Genomic DNA, 20816 nt, shown 5'->3' with positions numbered 1-20816 from the left:
GGTGACCTCGGTACCGGAGCAGTACACCCCCTACGGCGGCGATTCGGTCGCCGTCGCCTTCGGCGCGCTGGGCAGCCCGGCCGACTGCACGGGCCTGCGCAGTGTGCACCTGGAGGGCCCGCAGGTCCTCTGGCTCGTCGTGGCCGGCGCCCTCGACCTGTTCGCCGTCGACGCCGCGCAGCAGGGCCACTGGCACTTCCTCGGCCGCCTCGAACCGGGCACCCTGCTGCTCGGCCCCGTCGAAGGCCCGCAGCACACCCTGGTGGGACGCCCGTTGCAGGGCTGTGAGCTGCGCCGCATCCCGCTGCGCGAGCTGTACCGGCCGGACTACGGCGACACCTGGGCCTACGAGCAGCAGTACCCCAGCCAGTACGACACTCAGGACGCCGCCCTGAGCCTGCTCGAGCACGCCTTCGCGCTCGGCATCGGACGCGGCCACCGGGTCCTGTTCGAGGCACCACTCGACGGCCGCACCACCGCCGAGGACGTCGTGGCCGACGACGACATCCTCTGGATGCCGGTCGCACCGGGCAGCGTGCAGTACGGCTCGGCCTACAGCGCCGAGGCGGCGGGCGACCTGCTCGTGGACCCGGCCATGTGGCAGCGCATGGTCAACCAGCAGTACCGCCTCCTGTCCACACTCGACCGCTGGATCGAATGCCTTGAGCGGGCCCACGAGGACCGCACGGCGGCCGGCATCAAGGCGGGCGAGACGGTCCGCGAACAGGCCGACCGCACACTGATCGCCTCCATCGGCCGCTCGGGCAGGGGCGGTGCGCGCCGCCCCGACGCCCGCGGCGGTGACGACGCGACGTACGCGGCCTGCCGGCTGGTCGCCGAGGCGGCGGGCATCACCCTGGCAGGACCGGCCGAGGGTGGTGCGGTGAGCGACCGGATCGACCCGGTGGAGCAGATCGCCGTGGCCTCGCGCATCCGCACCCGCGTCGTCCGGCTCGACGGGCGCTGGTGGCGCGAGAACGCGGGCCCCCTCGTGGGCCGCCGCGCGGCCGGCGGGGCACCGGTCGCGCTGCTGTGGCGGCGCGGCGGCTACGAGTCGGTGCACCCCATCTCCGGGCGGCGCACCCGCGTCGACAAGACCAACGCGGAGGAGTTCGAGCCGCGGGCGGCGATGTTCTACCGCCCGCTGCCGGAGCACCGGTTGACGCCCTGGCGGCTGTTCCGCTTCAGCCTTCGGGGCAACGGCGGTGACGTACGCAGCCTCGTGATCGCCGGTCTGGTGACGGTCGTGATCGGCGCGCTGGTGCCGATCGCGACGGGCCAGGTGCTCGGTGTGTTCGTCCCGAACGGCGAGAAGAGCGCGATCGCCCAGGTCTCCATGGCCGTGATGATCACCAGCATCGTCTCCGCCGCCTTCATGCTGCTTCAGAACCTCACCATCCTGCGGATGGAGGGCCGCATGGAGAGCGCGCTCCAGCCCGCGGTCTGGGACCGCCTGCTGCGGCTGCCCACCCGCTTCTTCGCCTCCCGCTCCACCGGCGAACTGGCGAGCGCGGCGATGGGGGTGAGCGCGATCCGCCGGGTCCTTTCGGGCATCGGCCCGGTCGCGCTCCAGGCGAGCACGATCGGCGCGATGAACATCGTCCTGCTGCTCGTCTACAGCGTCCCCCTCGCGCTGGCCGCCCTGGCCATGCTGGCCGTCATCGCGGCGGTGTTCCTCACCCTCGGCCTGTGGGAACTGCGCTGGCAGCGCCGCCTGGTCGTGCTCGCCAACAAGCTCAACAACCAGGCGTTCCAGACCCTGCGCGGCCTGCCCAAGCTCCGCGTCGCCGGAGCGGAGAGCTTCGCGTACGCGGCCTGGGCGGGGGAGTTCGCACGGAGCAGGGAGCTGCAACAGCGGGCAGGCCGCATCAAGAACGTGACGACGGTCCTGAACTCGGTCTACCTCCCGCTCTGCACCCTCGTCATGTTCATCCTCCTGGCGGGCCCGGCACGCGGCAGTCTGACCGCGGGGGAGTTCCTCACCTTCAGCACCGCCGTGACGATGCTCCTCACGTCGGTCACCCAGCTCACCGGGGCGCTGATCTCGGCGGCGTCGGTCCTCCCGATGTTCGAACAGATCAAGCCGGTCCTCGACGAGGCGCCGGAGGTGCGGGGCGCGAGCACGCAGCCGGGCGAACTGACCGGCGAGATCGAGGCCCGCGGCCTCACCTTCCGCTACGCGGACGACGGCCCCCTGGTCCTGGACGACGTGTCCCTCTCGATCCGCCCGGGCGAGTTCGTCGCCATCGTCGGGCCGAGCGGCTGCGGCAAGTCGACGCTGCTGCGCCTGCTGATCGGCTTCGACAAGCCGGTCTCGGGAAACGTCCTGTACGACGGCCAGGACCTGGCCGCCCTCGACCAGTCGGCCGTACGCCGCCAGTGCGGTGTCGTCCTACAGAACGCGCAGCCCGTCACCGGATCGATCCTGGACTGCATCTGCGGGGCGGAGTCGTTCACGCAGGAAGAGGCGTGGGAGGCCGCGGCGATGGCCGGCCTGGCCGAGGACATCAAACGCATGCCGATGGGGCTGCACACCATGATCTCGGGCGGTGGAGCGGTCTCCGGCGGCCAGCGCCAGCGCCTGATGATCGCCCAGGCGCTGATCCGCCGCCCCCGCGTCCTCTTCTTCGACGAGGCGACGAGCGCCCTGGACAACGAGACGCAGCGCACGGTGATCGACAGCACCCGCTCCCTGAACGCCACCCGCATCGTGATCGCCCATCGCCTCACGACGGTCATGGACGCGGACCGGGTCATCGTGATGTCGGAGGGGCGCGTGGTGGAGCAGGGCGCACCGGCTCAGCTCCTGGCCGACGAGGGTGGTCGTCTGCGTGAGCTGGTGCGCCGGCAGATGGCTTGAGAGCGGCCTCGGCAGTACGGCGCAAATCGGACGGTTTCGACCGATGTTCGGTCTATCATGACGTCATGGCCGTCGACCTCTTCGCAGGCATCCCCGTCAACGACTACGCAGCGGCCCTTGCCTGGTACGAGCGGCTGTTCGGCTCCCCGGCGGTGTTCGTCCCGAACGACACGGAGGCCGTGTGGGAGCTGGCCGAGCACCGCTATGTGTACATCGAGCACCGGCCCGGGCGCGCGGGCCACGCGCTGCACACCGTCTTCGTCGACGACCTCGACGACCGCGTCGCCGGGATCACCGGCCGGGGCGTCGAACCCTGCAACCGCGAGACGTACGCCAACGGCGTGCGCAAGGTCGTGTACCGGGACCCGGACGGAAACGAGATCGGCTTCGGCGGCGCGCCGCTCTGACGTGCGCCGCCGGTGGCCGGGCCCCGGGCGGGTCAGACGCGGTCGGCCGCGATCAGCAGGTACTGGAACGAACCGTCCCTGTACGAGTTGATGAACGCCTCCTCGATGCCGGTGACCAGCGAGGACGTGGCCCGCAGCTCCCAGTACGGCAGGGTCGCCTCGGTCAGGTCGATGACGGCCTGCGGGACCAGGCGGTTGTCGGCCATGGCCCGCAGATACTCCCGGCGGGAGTGGATGTTGCACTCGAAGTGCGCGTTGATCTGTGAGACCCACTTCGAGGGCTGGCCGTAGCGGGGGTTCCAGCAGCCGGTGATGGTCACATATCGGCCGCCGGGCGTAAGGATGCGGGAGTGCTCGGCGAAGAGGTCGTGCAGATCGACGTACATGCTCGACTCGTTGTTCCACGAGGCCGCGACCTGGCCCGTTTCGAAGGGCGTGTCGAGCATGTTGCACACCCGGGCGTGGACGTGGTCCGCGATGCCGAGCTCCCGGGCGTGCCGGTTGGCGAAGTCGGCCTGCTTGGCCGACAGGGTGACCCCCTCGGTCTTGCATCCGAAGCGCTGGTGGGCCATCACCATGGAGCCGCCACGCCCGCAGCCCGCGTCCACGAGCGTGTCGCGGCCCTGGATGATGCCCAGGTGGTCCAGGAGCACTTCGGCCTGCGCCGACTCCAGCCGGTGCAGCTCGGCGATCAGCTTCTTCTCGTATCCGCTGTCGTCCGCCGGGCCGAGGGCGGCGTGGTCGACGTCGCCGATGCCGTAGTGGTGGTGGTAAAGGCCGTCGACGTCGCCGAGGCGCAGGTTCACGGGCCTGGCCTCCCCGTCCCAGTAGCGGGCGATGTCACCTTGGTACGGCGACGCGGGCGCGGGGATGGAGACGGAATTGCCGGTGGTGAGTTCAATGCTGGTCACGTGGAGGTCCGTTCCTTACCAGAAGTCGGGCAGGCTGTATCGATAGGTGTTGGTCCGGTGCCAGTAGTGGTTGCCGTCGACCCACACGGCCACCCCTCGCAGGAAGCGCCGCACACTCGGGACGGGGCAGGCGGCCGCCAGGTCGGCGGCTTCTCCTTCGAAGGCGTGCATGAGGTCGTTGTGGACCTCGACCGCCTTCAGGTAGGCGTCCCGTTCGGAGACACCCTCGCGTTCGGCGATCACCACGGGCAGGTTGAGGTGCTTGCCGGGGCTGTCGAGTTCCTTGGTGTAGGAGTACAGGTCGTTCACGATGGTGGTGGCATTGCCGGCCAGCGCGATGACCCGCTGCATGGCGGGCTGGGCGTGCAGGTCGGCGGGCAGTTCGTAGCCGTCGACGGTGTCGGTGATCGTGGGGCAGGGGCGGAAGTTGTTGAACTGACGCATCGCCAGGTACTCCCACACCTCGGGCACGTGCTCCTCCTGCGCCCAGGCGGCTTCGGCGAGATAGCCCATGTGCAGCCGGGCCATGTCGTGCCGGTACCGGTCGGCCTGCGAGGCGGAGGCCTGCCGGAGGAAGTACGTCATGGCGGAGTGGTAGGCCCGCCGCGGCGCGTCCGACTGGAGCGACTGCGCCCACCGCGGCTCGTACTCCTCGCTCGTGTGGAGCGGATCGAGAGCCGTGTGCGCGAGCAGCAGCCGGCTGCCGAGGCCGACGGGGGAACCGCCGTGATCCTCGCAGTAGCAGTCGTCGAGCACGTTCTCGGCGACCATCAGCCGTGTGGCGACCATCAGGTGGTCGATGGTGGGCGCCTCCGGATGGCAGGCGACCATGTAACGGCCCACGGAGAAGCCGTCGAACTGCTCCTCCCACTCCGGCGGATACACCTGGGCCTCGTCCACCGCCCACGCCTTGATCCTGCGGCTGACCTCCTCGACCCGTGCCGGGTCGGGCTGCGCCACCGGGTGGTGGTACAGACCGGGAATCGGCCGGCCCTCCTCCACCGGGGCCTCGGCCTCCGGAAGGCGTGGGGCCTCCTCGTGTCCGCCCGGGCGCAGGCTCGCCGTGCCCAGGCCGTTGGGGCCGCGCAGGACTCGTTGCAGGGTGAGATCCATCAGAAACCCCCTAGCCGCGGCTGCGCCCGATCTGCACGTTCTCGAGCACGCCGAGCGCGTTGGGCACCAGGATGGCGGCGGAGTAGTAGGTGCTGACCAGGTAGGACGTGATGGCCTGTTCGTCGAGGCCCATGAAGCGCACCGACAGGCCCGGCTCGTATTCGTCCGGCAGGCCGGTCTGCCGCAGTCCGATGACGCCTTGGTTGTCCTCGCCGACACGCATGGCCAGGATGGAGCTGGTGTTCTCCCTGGTGATGGGGATCTTGTTGCACGGCAGGATCGGGACGCCGCGCCAGGCCGGGACCTGCTGCCCGCCGAGGTCGACGTTGTCCGGGTAGAGCCCGCAGGCGGTGAAGCCCCGCCCGATCGCCGCGATCGTCCTGGGGTGGGCGAGGAAGAACTTCGTGCCCCGTCGGCGGCAGAGGAGTTCGTCGAGGTCGTCGGGGGTGGGCGGCCCGGAGTGGGGCTGGATGCGCTGCTTGAAGTCGGCGTTGTGCAGCAGGCCGAACTCCCGGTTGTTGACCAGCTCGTGCTCCTGGCGCTCGCGCAGCGCCTCGACGGTGAGCCTGAGCTGTTCCTCGGTCTGGTTCATCGGCCCGTTGTAGAGGTCCGCGACCCGCGTGTGGACGCGCAGAACCGTCTGTGCCACGGAGAGTTCGTACTCCCGCGGGCGGACTTCGTAGTCGACGAACGCGCCCGGCAGCTCGGCCTCGCCGGTGTGGCCCGCGGACATCGCGATCTCCGCCTCGCCCTGCCGGTTCTGCCTCCGGGCCGCCAGCGAGCCGAACTCCCGCAGGTGGACCTGGAGGTCCGGGGCCGAGGACACCACCGCGGAGAAGTCGGCGCGGGACAGGGTGAGCAGGGTGCCCGCGGTCTCGGCCGTGGCGGTGTAGTCCCACCGCGCGTCGGCGTCGAGGAGGGTGTTCTCGCCGAAGCTCCCGCCGTCGGCGAGGGTGGCGACGGAGGTCTCGTCGCCGTACTTGCCGACCGAGGTCTGGTTGATCCGGCCGTGGGCGATCAGGTGGATGTGCTCGGCCGGGGAGCCGCGCTCGACCAGCACCTCCCCGGCGCGGAAGTCACGCTGGACGCAGCGATCCGCGAGGGCGGTCAGCACCTCGGAGTCCTCGAAGCCGCGTAGCAGGGCCAGTTCGCCCAGTTCCTGGGGCACCACCCGGACGTCGGCACCGTCCTGGACGAACTCGATGCGGCCGTCCCCGACGGTGTAGCTCAAGCGGCGGTTCACCCGGTAGGTGCCGCCCTTGGTCTCCACCCACGGCAGCATCCGCAGCAGCCACCGGGAGGTGATCTCCTGCATCTGCGGTGCGGATTTGGTCGTGGAGGCGAGGTTGCGGGCGGCCGCGGTGCCGAGGCTCGACTGCCGGGGCACCTCCTGCTCCGCCTCCGGGCCGGTCTCAACGGTCATCGGATGGGGTCTCCTTCGCGACGGTGGCGAACGATCGGCGGGGGGAATCCCCGGCAACGCGTCCAGATCCACGGAAACGCTAAGGGCCAGCACGCTCAACTCGCGGAAAACCCCGCTTTGTTAGCACGATGCAGCGATCTTGCTCCGCATCAGGTTTATCGGTATGACCGACGGTTCGACAGTGCGACCGCCGAACCGCGCCAGATTCGAGTGACGCGTGGGGTTCGAGGGTAGAGCGCCGTGGACCGGTGTGCGCGAGGGAAGGGCGACGACGTCATGCAGAGATCCGCCTTCAAGGGCCCCGCCCGTGCGAGTGCCGCGCTGGGCGCCGCCCTGGCGTCGACCGTGCTCTGCGCCGTCACGGCGAGCGCGGCGCCCGTGCCCGTGCACGCGCACGTGCCCGCGGAAGCGAGTGGCGGCGGCGCATCGGGAACGGCGTCGGTCGCCGCACGCGAACGCGCGTGCCCCATCGTCTACTTCGACCTGGGCGAGACCCTCGTGCACACCGCCGAGGACGGCGGCACCGGCTATCGGCCCGGCGCCGCCGCCTACCTGCGCGCCCTGCGCGAACGCCACATCAAGGTCGGCCTGATCACCAACGTGCCGTCCGCCTGGGGCGCGACCGACGCCGAGCGCGCCGCCAGGCTGAAGCAGGAGGTCGACGCCACGTGGCAGGGGCCCACGCCCTTCGCCTGGCGGGACTTCGGCGACCGCGTCCTCACTCCGCGCACCGAGGCCGAGCGCAAACCGGCCCCCACCCTCTGGCAGCGCGCGAAGGCCGGCTCGGGCCACTGCCGGGTCGTCTACCAGGCGGAGACCGCGGAGGAGGTCGGCGTGGCCTCCTCGCTCGGCTTCATTCCGTACCAGGTCGGCCGGCCCCACCGGCCGGTGTTCCTTCCGGTGTGGTGGGTCGAACTCCTCGGCCGGCGCTCTCCCGCCTGACGACCCCGCTGCGCAACAGCAGTTGGAAGACGCCGAGCAGCACCGCCGTCGCGAGCGCGCTGTGCCACAGCAGGGCGTCCAGACGCCCGGCCGAGAGATAGGCACCCACGGCGATCGCGGCCAGCGCGCACACCGCGCGGTCCACGATGCTCTCGACGGAGAGCAGCGTGGCGCGCGGGGCGTGCGCGGGCACCGCGTCGTTCACCAGCTTGCGCTGGACGGGGTACGCGAAGCCGGTCGCGGCGGCGAACAGGCAGAGCAGCGCCACGACGGCCCACGGCCCCCCGAACGTCATGGCCGCCAGGGTGCCCGCGAGCGCGAGGCTGAGGACGGACACCCACGCCACCGGTGGCAGCCGGCGGCTCAGCCACTGGGGGCGCGCCGAGGCCACCGCTTCGGCCACCGTCATCGCCGCCATCACCCCACCGTGCGAGGCCTCGGCGATGCCGTGGTCCAGCAGGATCGGCTGGAAGAGGTTGACCTGGCAGATCCGGGAGAGCGTGAAGACGGCCACGCCCTGCACCATCACCAGGGCCAGCCACCGCGAGGAGACGACACAGCGCAGCGCGGTGCCGGCGTCCCGCAGGAACGCGCCACGCCCGCCGCCCGCCTTCTCCACGGGATTCTCCACGGCACCGCCCGCCCCCGCGAGGCGCGGCAACGCGACGACGCAGGCGAGGGAGCCCGCCGCGCTGACCGCGCTGAGCAGGTACGGGGCCGAGTGGGCGACGGTCATCAACGGCCCGACCAGCGGCCAGCACACGACCTTCGCCGCCAGGCCGAGAGCCCGGGCGGTGCCCTCCGCCCGCAGGTAGTGCTCATCGCACTTCTCGGCCCGCAGACCGTCGTACAGATAGGCGCTCGCCGCACCCGAGGTGAGCGACCGGCCCGCCGCGATGGCCAGGAAGTGGACGAGGAAACCGGTGTACGAGGCGCTGACCACCGGGGCCAGGTTCGCCGCCGTCATGACCACCGCCCCGGCCCGCAGGCAGTTGCGGGTGCCGATCCGGTCGGCGATCAGCCCGGTCGGGATCTCGAACAGGCAGAAGGCCACGTAGTAGACGCTCTGGATGCCGAAGATCTGCCCGTCCGAGAGCCGGGCGGCCTTCTGGTAGGCGTAGAACACCGGCATCCACCACAGCAGGTTGAACAGCAACTGGAAGCCGTAGTTCAGCCGGATGATCCGGCGGGCGGTGTCCGTCAGGCCGGTGCCCGTACCCGGCCGACGGGGGCGCGCAGCCCTCACAGCGCGTAGGGGCGGATCTGGACCAGCCGGAAGTCGCCCCGCTCGGTCATCAGCCACTCGATGTCCAGCGGCTTGTCCACGTCGGACATGCCGGCCCCGCTGAAGTGGGACTGAAGGAGCCGCCCGGTCAGCGACAGGTCGGCGAGCCGGGCGCGGACGGCGGCGGAGAGCCCGTCGCCCCAGGAGCCCAGGGCGACGGTACGGCCGCCGCCCTCGACCGTGTTGTACAGGTACTGCTGCGGCAGGACCGAGCCGTCGACCACGTGCTCCGGTGAGCCGGGGGAGCAGTTGAGGTAGACGTTGCGGAAGTCCTCGCGGCGGGTCGGGTCGCAGGTCACGAGGACGCCGCCGAGGGAGGCGGGCACGTACTCCTGGACGATGACGCCCATGTAGGTGTCGTCCAGGGAGATGCCGACCTGGTGGCGCAGGCGCACACTGCGGGGCGAGAGCAGGGAGGCCCACACCTGGCGTACGGCGTCCAGGAGTTCATCGGTGCCGTGCACGGTGGTGACGGAGTCGTAGACGCCCGCCGCGGAGAACCCGGGGAGGTCCTCGGCGTTGGAGGAGGAGCGCACCACCAGGCGTCCGCGCGTTCCCGCGGGGGCGGGGAAGGCCTGGTTGATCTGCCGGGTGACCGACCCGGGCACGGGCGTGTGCCGGATCAGGTGCTGGAGTTGCAGGCAGAGCGAGTCCAGGACGTCGGTGGCGTCGAGTTCGAGTGCCATCTTCAGCTTGCCGATGCCCTGCTGGAGCACGGGGGACGAGGCGAGGAAACGCTGCTGGAGCGCGAAGGGCAGCGCGACGCCCTCGGGGGCGCTCACCGCACCGGCCACGAACTCGGCGGCCTTGGAACGGAGTTCGCCCTGGCTCAGTTCACTCAGGCCGAGGCGGGCGGCGAGGTGCCCGTAGAGGTCCGCGCGCGGCGGCCGTGGCCGCCCGTAGAAGGCGGTGAGGTCGGCCGTACGGCTGTCGAGCACGTGGTGCAGCTCGCCGAGGTTGGCCGCCTTGGTGCCGTAGCGGTCGCGGTCGGTGCCGCGCAGCCGGTGCAGGGCCAGTACGGGAGTGTCTTCGAGCAGCGGCGGTTCGAGGCGTATGCGCTGCTGGTGCCAGGCCGGAGCCCGCAGGGCGGGTTCGTGGTCGAGCCGCTCAAGGGATATCTCGTCCTCGGCGACCCGGTAGCGCACCCACGCGCCGTCGAGGCCGTCCCGCTCGACGAGCTGCTCCAGGTCGCGCACGATGGCGTTGGGTATGCCCCAGCCAGAGGCGAGGACGTTGGTGTGGGAGAGCGGGGTGATCGGCGCGGTGTTGAGGAAACCGGCCACGCGGGGCACGTCGTCCGGCAGGCACGGCATGGCCACGATGTCCGCCCAGCCGAGCCCGGCCTCCGCCGCCGCGTACTCCTCCTGCGTACGGAAGAACCACAGCCGCCCGGTGGCCTCGCCCGGGTTCAGCGGTGTCCGGGTCCTGGTGCCGAAGAGCTCGTGGCTCAGGACGCGGGGCACGCGCAGTTCGCTGATCCCCGCCAGCGACTCCTCCTGCCCGTGGTTGGCGGGCTTGAGCAGCAGCGGCAGCCCGGCGTCGACGCGGGCGCGCACGAACTCGTGGAAGAACACCAGCAGTTCCCCGTGCATGGTGTCGGCCTCGGTCGTCTCCAGGACGAGGAAGGTGCGCTCGCGGCCGTCCGCGTCCTCGTCCGTGTGCAGGGAGAGCACACCGAGCAGGAACCGGCGGTCGGGGTCCATGTAGACGGAGGCGTTGAACGCGTCGAGCTCCGCGTCGAGCGCGGCGAGGTCCATGCCCAGGACGCGGGTGGCGACGTAGTCGACGTGGAAGGGGTGCGCGGCGGTGTCGAGCAGGTGCCAGGTGTTCTCGGCACGGTCGACGACGACCTTCAGGTACGGGTGACCCGCCAGGACCCCGGAGAGGGTGCGGAAGAGCGGCAAGGAGAGGTTCTCGCCGATGACCGTACGGTCCGTGGCGGGTCCGGCGGCGCCGGTGAGCGGTTGGGCGGTCATGCCGGAACCTCCTCGCGCCGGGCGGTGGGCAGCACCCGGGGCAGGGCGTCCACCAGGGTCTCGAAGTCGCGGAGCACGGTGCGTGCGTCGGTGGCGGAGAGCAGGCACATGGCCGCCATGGTGTTGGCGCCCGCGGCCGGGTCGTAGACCGGCACGACCTGGCCGTCGGCGAGTGAACTCTCCGCGACCACCGACAGGTCACTGCCCCGGCTGAGGGGTACCTCGGCGGAGACGGCGGGGAAGTCCCAGACCTTGCGGTCCCGCCAGGCCTCGCCGTCGCCGTCGACCGCGAGGACGACGAGGGAGCCCGCCGCGCCGCGCGCCTGGCCGGAGGTGAGGGCCTGCTCCGGCCACTCCACCGGGCGGCCGAGGAGGTGGTCGACGAGCATGCCGACGAGGTCGAGCCCGAAGACGTCCTCGATCTGCGGCACGGTCATCGCGCCGCCGAACCGGGCGGCCGTCTCGATCAGCCACATCCGGCCGTCCGCGCCGAGCTTGATCTCGGTGTGGGTCCCGCAGTCGCGCAGGCCGAGGGCATCGACGGCCCGACGGGCCAGATCCACGATCCGGTCCTGGGCGTCCCGCGCCAGCGGGGCCGGGGTGATGCCCGCGCGCTCGGTGAACGGCTCGACCGTGGGCATCCGGCCGCTGACACAGACGGGGCGGAAGACGCCGTCGGTCACGGCGCCCTCGACACTGACGTAGTCACCCCAGCCGGGCTCGTCGAACCAGTGCGACGCGGTACCGGTCACGATCCGCTCGACCACGAAGTCCGCGCCGGCTTCGGCCACATGCAGCTCCGCGTAGCCCAACTGGGCCGACTCGGCCATCACGTCACGCGAGCGGGCCCAGGCGGCGGACGCCTCGTGCGGGGCGCGGATGATCCGGTGTGCGGTGGAGCCCGCGCTCCAGGCCGCCTTGAGGAGCAGCGGACCTGGCATCGTACGGACCGCCGCGTGCAGGTCCTCCTCCGTGGCGACGGGGCGGAACTCGGGCTGCGGCAGGCCGTGCCGCTGCCAGGTGCGCCGCATCAGCCGCTTGTCACGGGCGAGCGCGGCGGCGCGGCCGGCTCCGGCGAGGCCCAGCTCCTCGCAGGCCTCGGCGACGGCCACGACCGCGTACTCGGAGAAGGTGAGCACCGCGTCCGCGCCGACGGCCTTCGCCCGCGAGACGATCAGGGACACCAGGTCGGAGCGGTGCGCGTCGTCAGGTGTGACGACCGAGGCACACAGTCTCCGGGCGGAGTCGGCCACGGCGGGAGGAAGAGCGCTGAGGGCCAGCAGGTGCACGTCCGCCTTCGCGGCCGTCCGGGACAGGACGTGACCGAGCGGCGGACCACCCTTGGCATGCACTAACAGCACCTTGCTCACTGAAGTTCGTCTCCAATCATCCGGTTGTCACCGGTCGCCGTCATACGTGGGTGATGCGTGATGCGTGATGGGCCCGGGGGAATCTCCCGGTCCATATGGCGGGGCGTGTTCACCCGCTCACTCAAGGGGACCAGGCGGCAGAGGCCCGTGATGCCGTCGGGGACGCCCGCGACTCAGGCAAATGCCTGAGATGCGTGACGACAGGACCGGATATCCGACGCAAAGTGACTGGCTGTCAGTCAGTCATATACGGACGGAGACCGTCGTGGACGATTCCAGCCTCAAGGCACTGCTCGAACACCTCCCCGTGTTCTGGTGGGAAGTGGACGAGACGTGGCAGGTCCTTGAGCGGGGCGGCGGCGCCTTCGCCGACACGGACACCGCGCGGCGCTTCCTGGACCGGCTGCGCCAGGAGCTCCCGGAGCATCAGCCGGGCGAGGCCCGCCGGCAGGTCCGGTTCGACGGCCGCACCTTCGACGTGAGCAGCACCTTAGACGTGAGCCGCCCCCTCCACGACAGCCACAGCCACACCCACAGCCGTACGCGCGGCCTGGCCATGGAGGTCGACGCCCACGCCGAGGCCCCGCGCAGGTACGCCGCGTTCGCCGGCCTCGTGGACCTCGCGCCGGCCGCCGCCTTCATACGGGACAGCGACGGCCGCTACCTGTGGGCGAACCACGCCTACGCGCACCTCTACGGCACCGTGCCGGACGACATGGCCGGCAAGTACATCGAGGACTTCGACGCACCGGCCGACGCCGACCAGTTCCGCACCCTCGACCAGGAGATACTCGGCCGCGGTACGCCGGTACGCCACACCATCGGCTACCGGCGGCCGGACGGCAGCACGGGCCGGGCGGTGGGCCACCGCTTCCCCGTACGGGAGAACGCGCGGACCTGCGTCGCCGGAATCTATGTGGACGTCACCGACCATCTGCGCGCCACGCTCCAGTGGCAGGAGGCCGAGGAGAGCCTGCAAGCGCTGCGCGACCACAGCGGCCTGCCCTGCGCACTGCTCTCGGCGAACGGTCGCGTCGTCGAGGCGAGCGCGGCGGCCGCCGAACTGTTCCGGCTCACCGTCCACGACCTGGTGGGCCGCCGGGCGCACACCCTGCTGGCCCCCGAGCCCGGCCTCGACCGGCTGCACCACCGGTGGCACCACCTCATAGCCCGCCGCACCAGACGGGTGGAGACCTCAGCGGTACTCGTGGACGCCCGAGGCATGCACCGGCGCGCGCAGCTCCACCTGACGACGCTCGGCCACTCGTCCTCCCGGGCCCGGCACGTCTGGGCCGTCGTCACCCACCAGAGCCTCGCCCACGAGGCCCATCCCTCACTCACCGCCGCGCAGATCCGCATCCTCTCCCTCCTCGCGGAGGGCAGCAGCAACGGCGACATCGCCGCCTCCCTGAAGCTGTCCCGCCAGACGGTCGACTACCACCTCGGCCGCCTGCGCCAACTCCTGGGCGCCGCGACCCGCCCGGCCCTGGTGGCCCGCGCCTACGTCCTCGGCATCCTGGCCCCCCGCGCCTGGCCCCCACGCTCCGCCACGGCGGCGCACCCGCTCAGCACGGTCTGAGAATCGCGCCGAGGTCAGTCCACGTCCCGCAGGAGGGCGGAGAGGTTCGGGTAGAAGTCCTCGATGTGGAGGAGAAGGCGAGTGCGCAGCCCGGTGGGCGCCGCGTTCGTCAAGGTGGCGAGCATGGACCGCGTGTCATGGGCGGAGAGGCGGGACGACGCGCGGTCCAGCAGGGCGAGCAGCAGTGGACCGAGACGCTGGGCCACGGGATCCTCCGGTGTCAGATAGTGCAGGGCCATACAGATCCGCCGGTATACGACCGGAATCTCGTGCGGGGGCAACGTGGTCCCGCCCTCCAGCCACAACCGCAGCAGGTCATGTGCCGCCGAGGTCGCCGGCCTGCCCTCACCGCCGCTGAACGTGGTCGTCAAAGGGCCCAGCCATTCGAGCAGTGGACGCAACGCCATCAGCACCACTCCGTCGTTCGTCCCGGCTGAGACGTCCGCCTTGTGCCAGATCTCGTTCCAGTAGGTGCGGTACCAGACGATGCCTTCCTCGGGCCTCGGGACACGGAAGAGCCAGTGCGCGTCCACCGGTTCCGGCCACGTCAGCTCACCTTCCCGGAGTGATACGAGGAGGTCACGGGACCCGCCTTCCCTCGTGCGCCGGACCCGCAGGGACAGAGCGAAGTCCGTCCACTGTTCCTCGTCGAAGGACGACCGCCACAACAGCACATGCCGGTGCCAGTCGCCCGCGGGGTCACTCCCGGCGGGAAAGAGCGCGCCGGCGGTGGCACCACCGGTCAGCAGTACGGCCAGCACGGTCAGATTCGCACTGTAGACGCCGTGCCGGGAGGCGACGCGGACCTGCCGGGGCAGATAGGTCGGGTGCGGCTGGTCCGCGCGTGACTCCCTCTCTCCCATGACCCGGATGACGAGGTGCCCCAGACGCTCCCGCTCGTCCGCGGACAACCGGTCGACCCTGGCGCGGGCGAAACGCAGCATCTGCCGGGAGGAGAGGGGCGCGAAGGACAGCAGGGCGAACAGCAGCTCGTCGTTGACGGGTTCGCTGCTCATCGACAGCACGGGGCGGTGGCCCAGCAGCCCGGTGAGTATCTGCACCGCCAACCGGACCACGAGGTACTCACCGAACGTGGCGTGCAGGAACTCATAGGTGGACAGCTTCTGCCCGTCCCTGATCGACTGCGCGCGCTGGACGAAGAAGAACCTGCCCAACGCGATCTCTGCTTGCCCCAGCGGCGCACGGAAACCGGACAACCGTGTCGGGGGCTGCCTGAGAAGGGCCGCCAGGTCCTCGTCCAGCTCGGTTGCCGAGACCCACTGGCGCCGACGGTTGAGCATGGCGAAGGCGATGAGCGAGAGCCTCTCCAGCTCCTGCTCGACGCGCTCTTCCACCTGCGCGTCCGGCATCGCGTCACGGGCGTCCTTGCTCACCTCGCGCCGGGCGAACGAGCTGAGCAGCGCCTCGTACAGATCGGCCTCCCCCAAGGGGCGTTCGTCGCCGTCGCGCAGGTCGTTCCCTGCCGCGTGGTAGAGGGCGAGCATCGTGAGGAGCAGCGGTTGCTCGGCGAGGGAACGGAGGGGGCCGACGTCGTCCCAGACGAGTGGCGGCAACCCCAGAGCCCTGAAGTTCATGGCGTTCGACAGGTTCCAGTGGTGCAGCCACACCTCGATCTGTTCCCGACGGAACGGCTCAAGGCGGAGCGCGACCGTGCCGTGTGGGTAGCGTGCACGGTCGGCGACCGCTGTCCGGCTGGTCACCACGGCCAGGGCAGGGCGCCCCTGCTCCTGCTCCCGCTCCTGGAAACGGGCCACACGGAGCAGGAAGTCGTTGTGGCGCACCCCGGTGGTCTGTAGCAGCTCGTCGAATCCGTCGAACAGCAGGACCGGCAGCGCGGTGCCCGCCGACCGCATGAGCTCCGGCCAGCTGACCTGCTCCCCGGTGGCATCGCGGATCGCCTGCTCGATCTGGTCCTGGATCTCGTCGTCCGCTCGCACGTCGCGCAGCGCCACCCGCACCGGCAGGAACCCGGCGGCCGGCAGCCTGGCCGCGAGGATGCGCACGAGGACGGACTTGCCCGCGCCCGGATGGCCGAGAACCAGCAGCGGAGCGCTCATGAGACCTTCCGAGGTCAGCGCACCGGCCAGGTACTCGGTGAGGTCTCGCCGCACGGGGGACCGCGTCCACCACTCCTCGTTGGCCGGGCTGCTCTGCCCGTCGACGGCGCGCACCCGGAAGTCGGGGTCCAGATACACGTCGCGCAGCGCAGGCACGTGTATTCCCTCGGGCGTCACCTCAGCGTCCAGGACCCCGCGGGACAGCGCCGACCGATGAGCACGCGACAGGGCGTCGGCGATGTCCGCCGGAGGCCGTTGCAGGGCCGCGGTGTCCGACAGGAGCCTCTCAAGGCCCGCCAGGGCGCGGCGCAGTTCGGCGCGCGTGGCCCGGTGCTCCAGCCGGCCGGACCAGAAGCGGAACTCCGGTGCCGCCAGCGCGAGACGTGCGTACAGCGACTCGTACTCCTCGACGGCGCGCTCGGGCACCGCCGCGCACACGATGTCGGTGGCCTCGCGGCGCGCGGCTTCGTCCAGCCGCTCCCACACGGCAAGGCCCCGCAGGAAGTCGTGTACGCGGGATGCCAGGTGCCCGTACCAGTCGCGCAGTTGCGCGATGTGGTCCTCGTGGGGGAGGTGGGGCTCGGGGCGTGGCGCGTCCACCTGCGCCGCGGCGGACACGGAGCCCTCGTCACCGGATGTGCCGCCGCCGGCCAGCATGAGCTGCTCGCGCCGGGTCAGCTCCAGGGCGTCGAAGGAGAAGGGCAGCTCGGCCTTCTCCAGCGCGTCGAAGAAGGCGAGCACGACGACGATGGTGTGGGCCGCCTCCAGGACACCGGCTCGCTCGCCCCGTCCATCGGTACGCCCCAGCCGCTCGCCCAGGCCGCGCGCCGCGTCACGCCCCAGGCCGAGGACCCTTGCGCGGGAGTCGAACATGCCCATCACGCCGCTGCTCAGCCCGCCGGTGGCCAGGTTGAGCGCGCCGCTGAGCGCACGGTCCAGTGCCGCCATGGCAGGGGGGTCTCCGCCCAGCAGCACCATCGCGTCACCGAACGAAAGCAACCTGCGCATACCCGCAGCACCCTCCGGGCCGGCTCTCCCGCATGCCGACTCCAGACTGGCACGACCAAGCCCCCGGCAGCCACACCCGCGGGGGGCCTGACGGTGCTGTCCGGCTCAGACGCGCTCCAGGACCACCACCGGGATCGAGCGGTCGGTCTTGGTCTGGTACTCCTCGTAAGCCGGCCAGGTGGCGACCATGGTCCGCCACATGGCCGGCTTCTCGTCCGCGCTCGCGGTGCGGGCGCGGGCGGTGTAGCGGTCGCCCTTGATCTGCACCTGGACCTCGGGGTTCGCCTGGAGGTTGAGGTACCACAGCGGCGGCGTGTCGGCGCCGCCGTTCGAGGCCACCACGAGGACCGCGTCGCCGTACGGCCGGTAGATCAGGGGAGTGCTGCGCTGCTCACCGCTCTTGCGGCCGATGGTGGTGAGGATCAGTACCGTGGTGTTCTGCCAATCGTGGCCCTCCGCGCCGTCGGTCTCCTGGTAGCGCTTGACATGCTCTTTGCCGAACAGCATCTGGCGTCTCCTCTGCGTCCTCACGCGGTCGTGCGGGTGTCGTTGCGCGTTGCACCACCCAGTCTCACGGTCGACCGGCCGGTTTCCCATGAGGGCGTGGCCGCGTCGGCGCGCCCGGACTAACGCGGTGAGGACGACGGAGGGGGCACAGCAGGCTGACGGCGGGACCTCAGCGGATGTTGACGTCGACGCAGGCGTAGAAGGCGTTGGACGTGTCACCGATGTTCCACACCGCGAGGACCTTGTGCCTGCCGGTGAAGTTGCCGAGGTTGACCTGGTGGGACACGGTCGCCGGTGGCTGCTGGTTGTGGCCGTCGATGGTGGCGACCTTCGTGCCGTCGACGAAGTACTCGTAGTTCGCGGTGCGGTGCCTGGCGGTGAACGTCCAGGTGAAGGTCTGCGTCCTGCTGACGTCGCTGACCTTCCAGCCCTTGCTGTCGTTGTCCAGCTCCGCGAAGCGCGCGTTGCCGCCACTACAACTGCGCAGGCCCTTGGGGCCCTCGACGCTCTGCGGTTCGTACTTGATCTCGCCGCAGGCCACCGTGCGCGCGGCGCACTGCGCCTGACGGCTCGCGGGACCGTTGACGTAGCCGTGGGCGCCCGCCGAACCCGTCGGCAGCGTGAGGGCGAGGACGGGTGCCATACCGGCACCGATCGCCGCGGCCATCTTCCGTTTCTTGTCCATGCGTACTCCTTCACGGGGCGTGGCTTCATGGGGGTGTGCGGCGTGAAGTGCTCGGGTGGAGCGGGGCAGGGGTGCGGGGGCCGAGCAGTGGGGCCGGATGTGCACGGGTGCCGATTAGTCCAGACCATAGACTTCGGCAGGTGCCCGTCAAGAGTGGTTTCCGGCCATGCGGCGCAGCCAGACCGCCGTGTCCCGCGGCAACCGCCCCTGCGCGGAAAGGGGGCCGCTGACCAGCAGGAGTTCGGTTTCCGCGGGCAGCGCCACGTCGTCGGGCCCGAAGTTGACCAGGCAGATCCAGGTGGTGTTGTCCCGCTCGGAGGTGCGCGCGAAGGACAGGACGTCCGGCTCGTCGGCGCGCAGCCGGCGCAGCGGTCCCGCGTCGCCGAACGAGCGCCGCAGCCGCAGCGCCGTGCGGTACAGGCAGAGCATCGACTCCGGGTCGCGCGCCTGCTCCTCGGCGGCGTAGGCGGCCCAGCCCCGCGGCACCGGCAGCCAGCTCCGCTCCGGGGCGCCGTTCCAGGGCAGCGGGACCCGGCAGCCGTCCCTGCCCGGGTCGACTCCACCGGAACGGGCGTACATCGGGTCCTGGATCCGCTCCCGGGGGATCTCCGCCTCCGGCAGCCCCAGCTCCTCGCCCTGGTAGAGGTAGAGCGAGCCGGGCAGGGCCAGGGTGAGCAGGGCGGCGGCCCGGGCCCTGCGGGTACCGACCGTCAGGTCGGTGGGGACACCGAAGCGCTTGCGCTCGAAGGCGAAGCCGGTGTCCTCGGCCCGCCCGTAACGGGTGACCGTGCGGGTCACGTCGTGGTTGGCGAGGACCCAGGTGGCGGGCGCGCCGACGGGGGCGTGGGTCGACAGGGTGAGGTCGATCGACTCCCACAGCCGCGCCGGGTCCCAGGGCCGGGAGAGGAAGTCGAAGTTGAAGGCGGTGTGCAGCTCGTCGGGGCGCAGGTAGCGGGCGAACCGCTCCGCGTCCGGGAGCCAGATCTCGCCGATGAGCGCGGCCCCGTACTCATCGGCGATGCGCCGCCAGGAGCGGTAGATGTCGTGCAGCTCGGGCTGGTCGTGGAAGGGGTGCGGTCGCGCGGGGTCCATCGAGGGCAGCCCGTCGGCCTTGGCGAGCAGCGCCGCGGAGTCGATGCGCACACCGGCCGCGCCGCGCTCGAACCAGAAGCGCAGCACCTCCTCGTGCTCCCGGCGGACCGCCGGGTGACTCCAGTTGAGGTCCGGCTGCTCGGGCGCGAAGAGGTGCAGGTACCACTCGCCGTCCTCCGTCCGCGACCACGGCACCCCGCCGAACTCACCCACCCAGTCGTTGGGCGGCTCCGCCGAGTACGGCCGGAAGTGGAACAGCTCCCGCTCGGCGGAGCCGGGTCCCGCCGCCAGCGCGGCCTTGAACCATTCGTGCTGGTCGGAGACGTGGTTCGGCACGATGTCCACGATGCAGCGCAGACCGAACTCCCGGGCCTCCGCGATCAGTTCCTCGGCCTCGCGGAGGCTGCCGAAGGCCGGGTCGATGGTGCGGTAGTCGGCGACGTCGTAGCCGCCGTCGGCCAGCGGCGAGAGGTACCACGGGGTGAACCACAGGGCGTCCACACCCAGGTCGGCCAGATAGGGCAGCCGGGCCCGGACACCGGCCAGGTCGCCGGTGCCATCACCGTTCCCGTCCGCGAAGGAACGGACGTACACCTGATAGATGGCAGCGCTGTGCCACCACTCCGTGCTGGGCAAGGGGGAGTCCTTTCGTACGGATCGCGTACGGACGTGAGAGGCGGGAGAGGGAGGAGCGCGGCTCAGCCCTTGAGGCTGCCGGCGCTCAGCCCGGCGACGATGTGGCGCTGGAAGACCAGGAACAGCGCGATCAGCGGCAGGGACGCCATCACGAGCCCGGCGACCAGACTGTTCAGCGGGGTGTCCTGGGCCACGCGCTGGAGGAACACGCTCAGCGGTTGCTGTGCCGGGTCGGGCAGCACGAGCAGCGGCCAGAGGAAGTCCTTCCAGGCCGTGACGATGGAGAGGATGGAGACCACCGCGAGGATGGGCCGGGCCAGCGGGAGCACCACACGCCACAGGGTCGTCAGCGGTCCCGCACCGTCGACCTTGGCCGCGTCGAGGAGTTCGTCGGGTATCCGGTCGAAGAAGTTCTTCAGGATGTAGATGTTGAAGGCGTTGGCCGCGGCGGGCAGCCAGACCGCGCTGGGGCTGTTGATCAGGTTGCGGTTGAACAGCGGGACGTCCACCACGGTGAGGTAGACCGGCACCAGCAGGGCGGTGGCGGGCATCATCAGGGTCAGGAGCATCGCGCCGAGCACCACGTTGCCGAACCGCGGGCGCAGTTTCGACAGCGCGTACGCGGCCGGCACCTGTACCGCCAGTTGCACCAGCCAGGCCCCGCCGGCCAGGACGACGGTGTTCAGGAAGTAGTCCGCGAGGTCCATCTCCCGCCACGCCTTGGCGTAGTTCTCGGGGTGCCAGCTCTCCGGCACGTACGTGGGCGGGTTCTGCGCCAGCTCCGTGGAGGACTTCATGGCGCCGGTCGCGGCCCAGTACAGCGGCACGATGAAGGCCAGCGTGAACAGCACGAGCGCGACGGTGAGCGTCGACCAGTAGACGAGCCGTCCCTTGCGCGTCCTCAGGACGGCGGGGCGGACGAGGGTGCGCATCGAGGCGGACAT

Annotated in this window: 14 protein-coding genes and 1 pseudogene; 4 read left to right on the top strand and 11 right to left on the bottom strand. The window is 71.0% G+C overall.

All coding sequences use genetic code 11. The annotated features are described in order from the left end of the window. Position 1: 1 nt before the first annotated feature. Positions 2-2860 (top strand): NHLP bacteriocin export ABC transporter permease/ATPase subunit, encoded by a 2859-nt coding sequence (locus tag ACRAKF_RS02095; protein ID WP_447034970.1) that lies wholly within the window; start codon positions 2-4, stop codon positions 2858-2860. Between the two features lie 65 nt (positions 2861-2925). Next, positions 2926-3267 (top strand): VOC family protein, encoded by a 342-nt coding sequence (locus tag ACRAKF_RS02090; RefSeq protein WP_447034969.1) that lies wholly within the window; start codon positions 2926-2928, stop codon positions 3265-3267. A 32-nt stretch (positions 3268-3299) separates the two neighbouring features. On the opposite strand, the gene ACRAKF_RS02085 is transcribed toward ACRAKF_RS02090, so the two are convergent. The 3 genes and pseudogenes from ACRAKF_RS02085 to ACRAKF_RS02075 all read right to left on the bottom strand — a co-directional run bounded on the left by ACRAKF_RS02085 (position 3300) and on the right by ACRAKF_RS02075 (position 6714). Next, complete coding sequence (locus ACRAKF_RS02085; RefSeq protein WP_447034968.1) at positions 3300-4178, bottom strand: geranyl diphosphate 2-C-methyltransferase; 879 nt, start codon at positions 4176-4178, stop codon at positions 3300-3302. A gap of 15 nt (positions 4179-4193) precedes the next feature. Beyond that, a pseudogene (locus ACRAKF_RS02080) lies at positions 4194-5282 on the bottom strand (family 2 encapsulin nanocompartment cargo protein terpene cyclase); the annotation flags it as partial. Positions 5283-5301: 19 nt separating this feature from the next. Next, complete coding sequence (locus tag ACRAKF_RS02075) at positions 5302-6714, bottom strand: family 2B encapsulin nanocompartment shell protein (RefSeq protein WP_447034967.1); 1413 nt, start codon at positions 6712-6714, stop codon at positions 5302-5304. Between the two features lie 276 nt (positions 6715-6990). On the opposite strand from ACRAKF_RS02075, the gene ACRAKF_RS02070 reads away from it, so the two are divergent. Beyond that, positions 6991-7656 carry a hypothetical protein gene (locus ACRAKF_RS02070; RefSeq protein ID WP_447034966.1) on the top strand — a complete coding sequence of 222 codons (666 nt, stop codon included), beginning with the start codon at positions 6991-6993 and terminating at the stop codon, positions 7654-7656. Here ACRAKF_RS02070 and ACRAKF_RS02065 read toward each other — a convergent pair. From ACRAKF_RS02065 to ACRAKF_RS02055, 3 genes are read right to left on the bottom strand one after another with little or no spacing between them, the layout of a single operon-like run. After that, positions 7568-8902 (bottom strand): MFS transporter, encoded by a 1335-nt coding sequence (locus tag ACRAKF_RS02065; protein WP_447034965.1) that lies wholly within the window; start codon positions 8900-8902, stop codon positions 7568-7570. The genes ACRAKF_RS02070 and ACRAKF_RS02065 overlap by 89 nt on opposite strands. Further along, complete coding sequence (locus tag ACRAKF_RS02060) at positions 8899-10917, bottom strand: PEP/pyruvate-binding domain-containing protein (protein WP_447034964.1); 2019 nt, start codon at positions 10915-10917, stop codon at positions 8899-8901. The genes ACRAKF_RS02065 and ACRAKF_RS02060 overlap by 4 nt, the downstream gene beginning before the upstream one ends. Continuing rightward, complete coding sequence (locus tag ACRAKF_RS02055) at positions 10914-12278, bottom strand: ATP-grasp domain-containing protein (RefSeq protein ID WP_447034963.1); 1365 nt, start codon at positions 12276-12278, stop codon at positions 10914-10916. The genes ACRAKF_RS02060 and ACRAKF_RS02055 overlap by 4 nt, the downstream gene beginning before the upstream one ends. 274 nt (positions 12279-12552) lie before the next feature. On the opposite strand from ACRAKF_RS02055, the gene ACRAKF_RS02050 reads away from it, so the two are divergent. After that, positions 12553-13866: a PAS domain S-box protein gene (locus ACRAKF_RS02050; protein WP_447034962.1), complete on the top strand. Its 1314-nt coding sequence runs from the start codon at positions 12553-12555 to the stop codon at positions 13864-13866. 14 nt (positions 13867-13880) lie between these two features. Here ACRAKF_RS02050 and ACRAKF_RS02045 read toward each other — a convergent pair whose 3' ends face one another. From ACRAKF_RS02045 to ACRAKF_RS02025, 5 genes are all read right to left on the bottom strand, one after another. Continuing rightward, complete coding sequence (locus ACRAKF_RS02045) at positions 13881-16952, bottom strand: NACHT domain-containing protein (RefSeq protein ID WP_447034960.1); 3072 nt, start codon at positions 16950-16952, stop codon at positions 13881-13883. A gap of 105 nt (positions 16953-17057) precedes the next feature. After that, positions 17058-17459, bottom strand: coding sequence for a nitroreductase family deazaflavin-dependent oxidoreductase (locus ACRAKF_RS02040; RefSeq protein ID WP_447034959.1), 402 nt, complete (start codon positions 17457-17459; stop codon positions 17058-17060). A 169-nt stretch (positions 17460-17628) separates the two neighbouring features. After that, positions 17629-18144 (bottom strand): lytic polysaccharide monooxygenase auxiliary activity family 9 protein, encoded by a 516-nt coding sequence (locus ACRAKF_RS02035; RefSeq protein ID WP_447034958.1) that lies wholly within the window; start codon positions 18142-18144, stop codon positions 17629-17631. 147 nt (positions 18145-18291) lie between these two features. Beyond that, positions 18292-19872, bottom strand: a complete 1581-nt coding sequence (locus ACRAKF_RS02030; protein ID WP_447034957.1) for a glycoside hydrolase family 13 protein — start codon at positions 19870-19872, stop codon at positions 18292-18294. A 62-nt stretch (positions 19873-19934) separates the two neighbouring features. After that, entirely contained in the window at positions 19935-20816 is an 882-nt protein-coding gene (locus ACRAKF_RS02025; protein ID WP_447034956.1) for a carbohydrate ABC transporter permease, read from the bottom strand.

This window comes from Streptomyces sp. DSM 118878 (assembly GCF_052936595.1).
Note: the sequence above shows the minus strand (reverse complement) of the source record. Positions and strands in the feature narration are given on the sequence as shown.

What these genes read in the sequence shown, in the direction of transcription:
- ACRAKF_RS02045 (WP_447034960.1), bottom strand. Translation starts at nt 16,952, where the DNA reads ATGCGCAGGTTGCTTTCGTTCGGTGACGCGATGGTGCTGCTGGGCGGA.
- ACRAKF_RS02090 (WP_447034969.1), top strand. Translation starts at nt 2,926, where the DNA reads ATGGCCGTCGACCTCTTCGCAGGCATCCCCGTCAACGACTACGCAGCG.
- ACRAKF_RS02025 (WP_447034956.1), bottom strand. Translation starts at nt 20,816, where the DNA reads ATGTCCGCCTCGATGCGCACCCTCGTCCGCCCCGCCGTCCTGAGGACG.
- ACRAKF_RS02035 (WP_447034958.1), bottom strand. Translation starts at nt 18,144, where the DNA reads ATGGACAAGAAACGGAAGATGGCCGCGGCGATCGGTGCCGGTATGGCA.
- ACRAKF_RS02060 (WP_447034964.1), bottom strand. Translation starts at nt 10,917, where the DNA reads ATGACCGCCCAACCGCTCACCGGCGCCGCCGGACCCGCCACGGACCGT.
- ACRAKF_RS02075 (WP_447034967.1), bottom strand. Translation starts at nt 6,714, where the DNA reads ATGACCGTTGAGACCGGCCCGGAGGCGGAGCAGGAGGTGCCCCGGCAG.
- ACRAKF_RS02070 (WP_447034966.1), top strand. Translation starts at nt 6,991, where the DNA reads ATGCAGAGATCCGCCTTCAAGGGCCCCGCCCGTGCGAGTGCCGCGCTG.
- ACRAKF_RS02040 (WP_447034959.1), bottom strand. Translation starts at nt 17,459, where the DNA reads ATGCTGTTCGGCAAAGAGCATGTCAAGCGCTACCAGGAGACCGACGGC.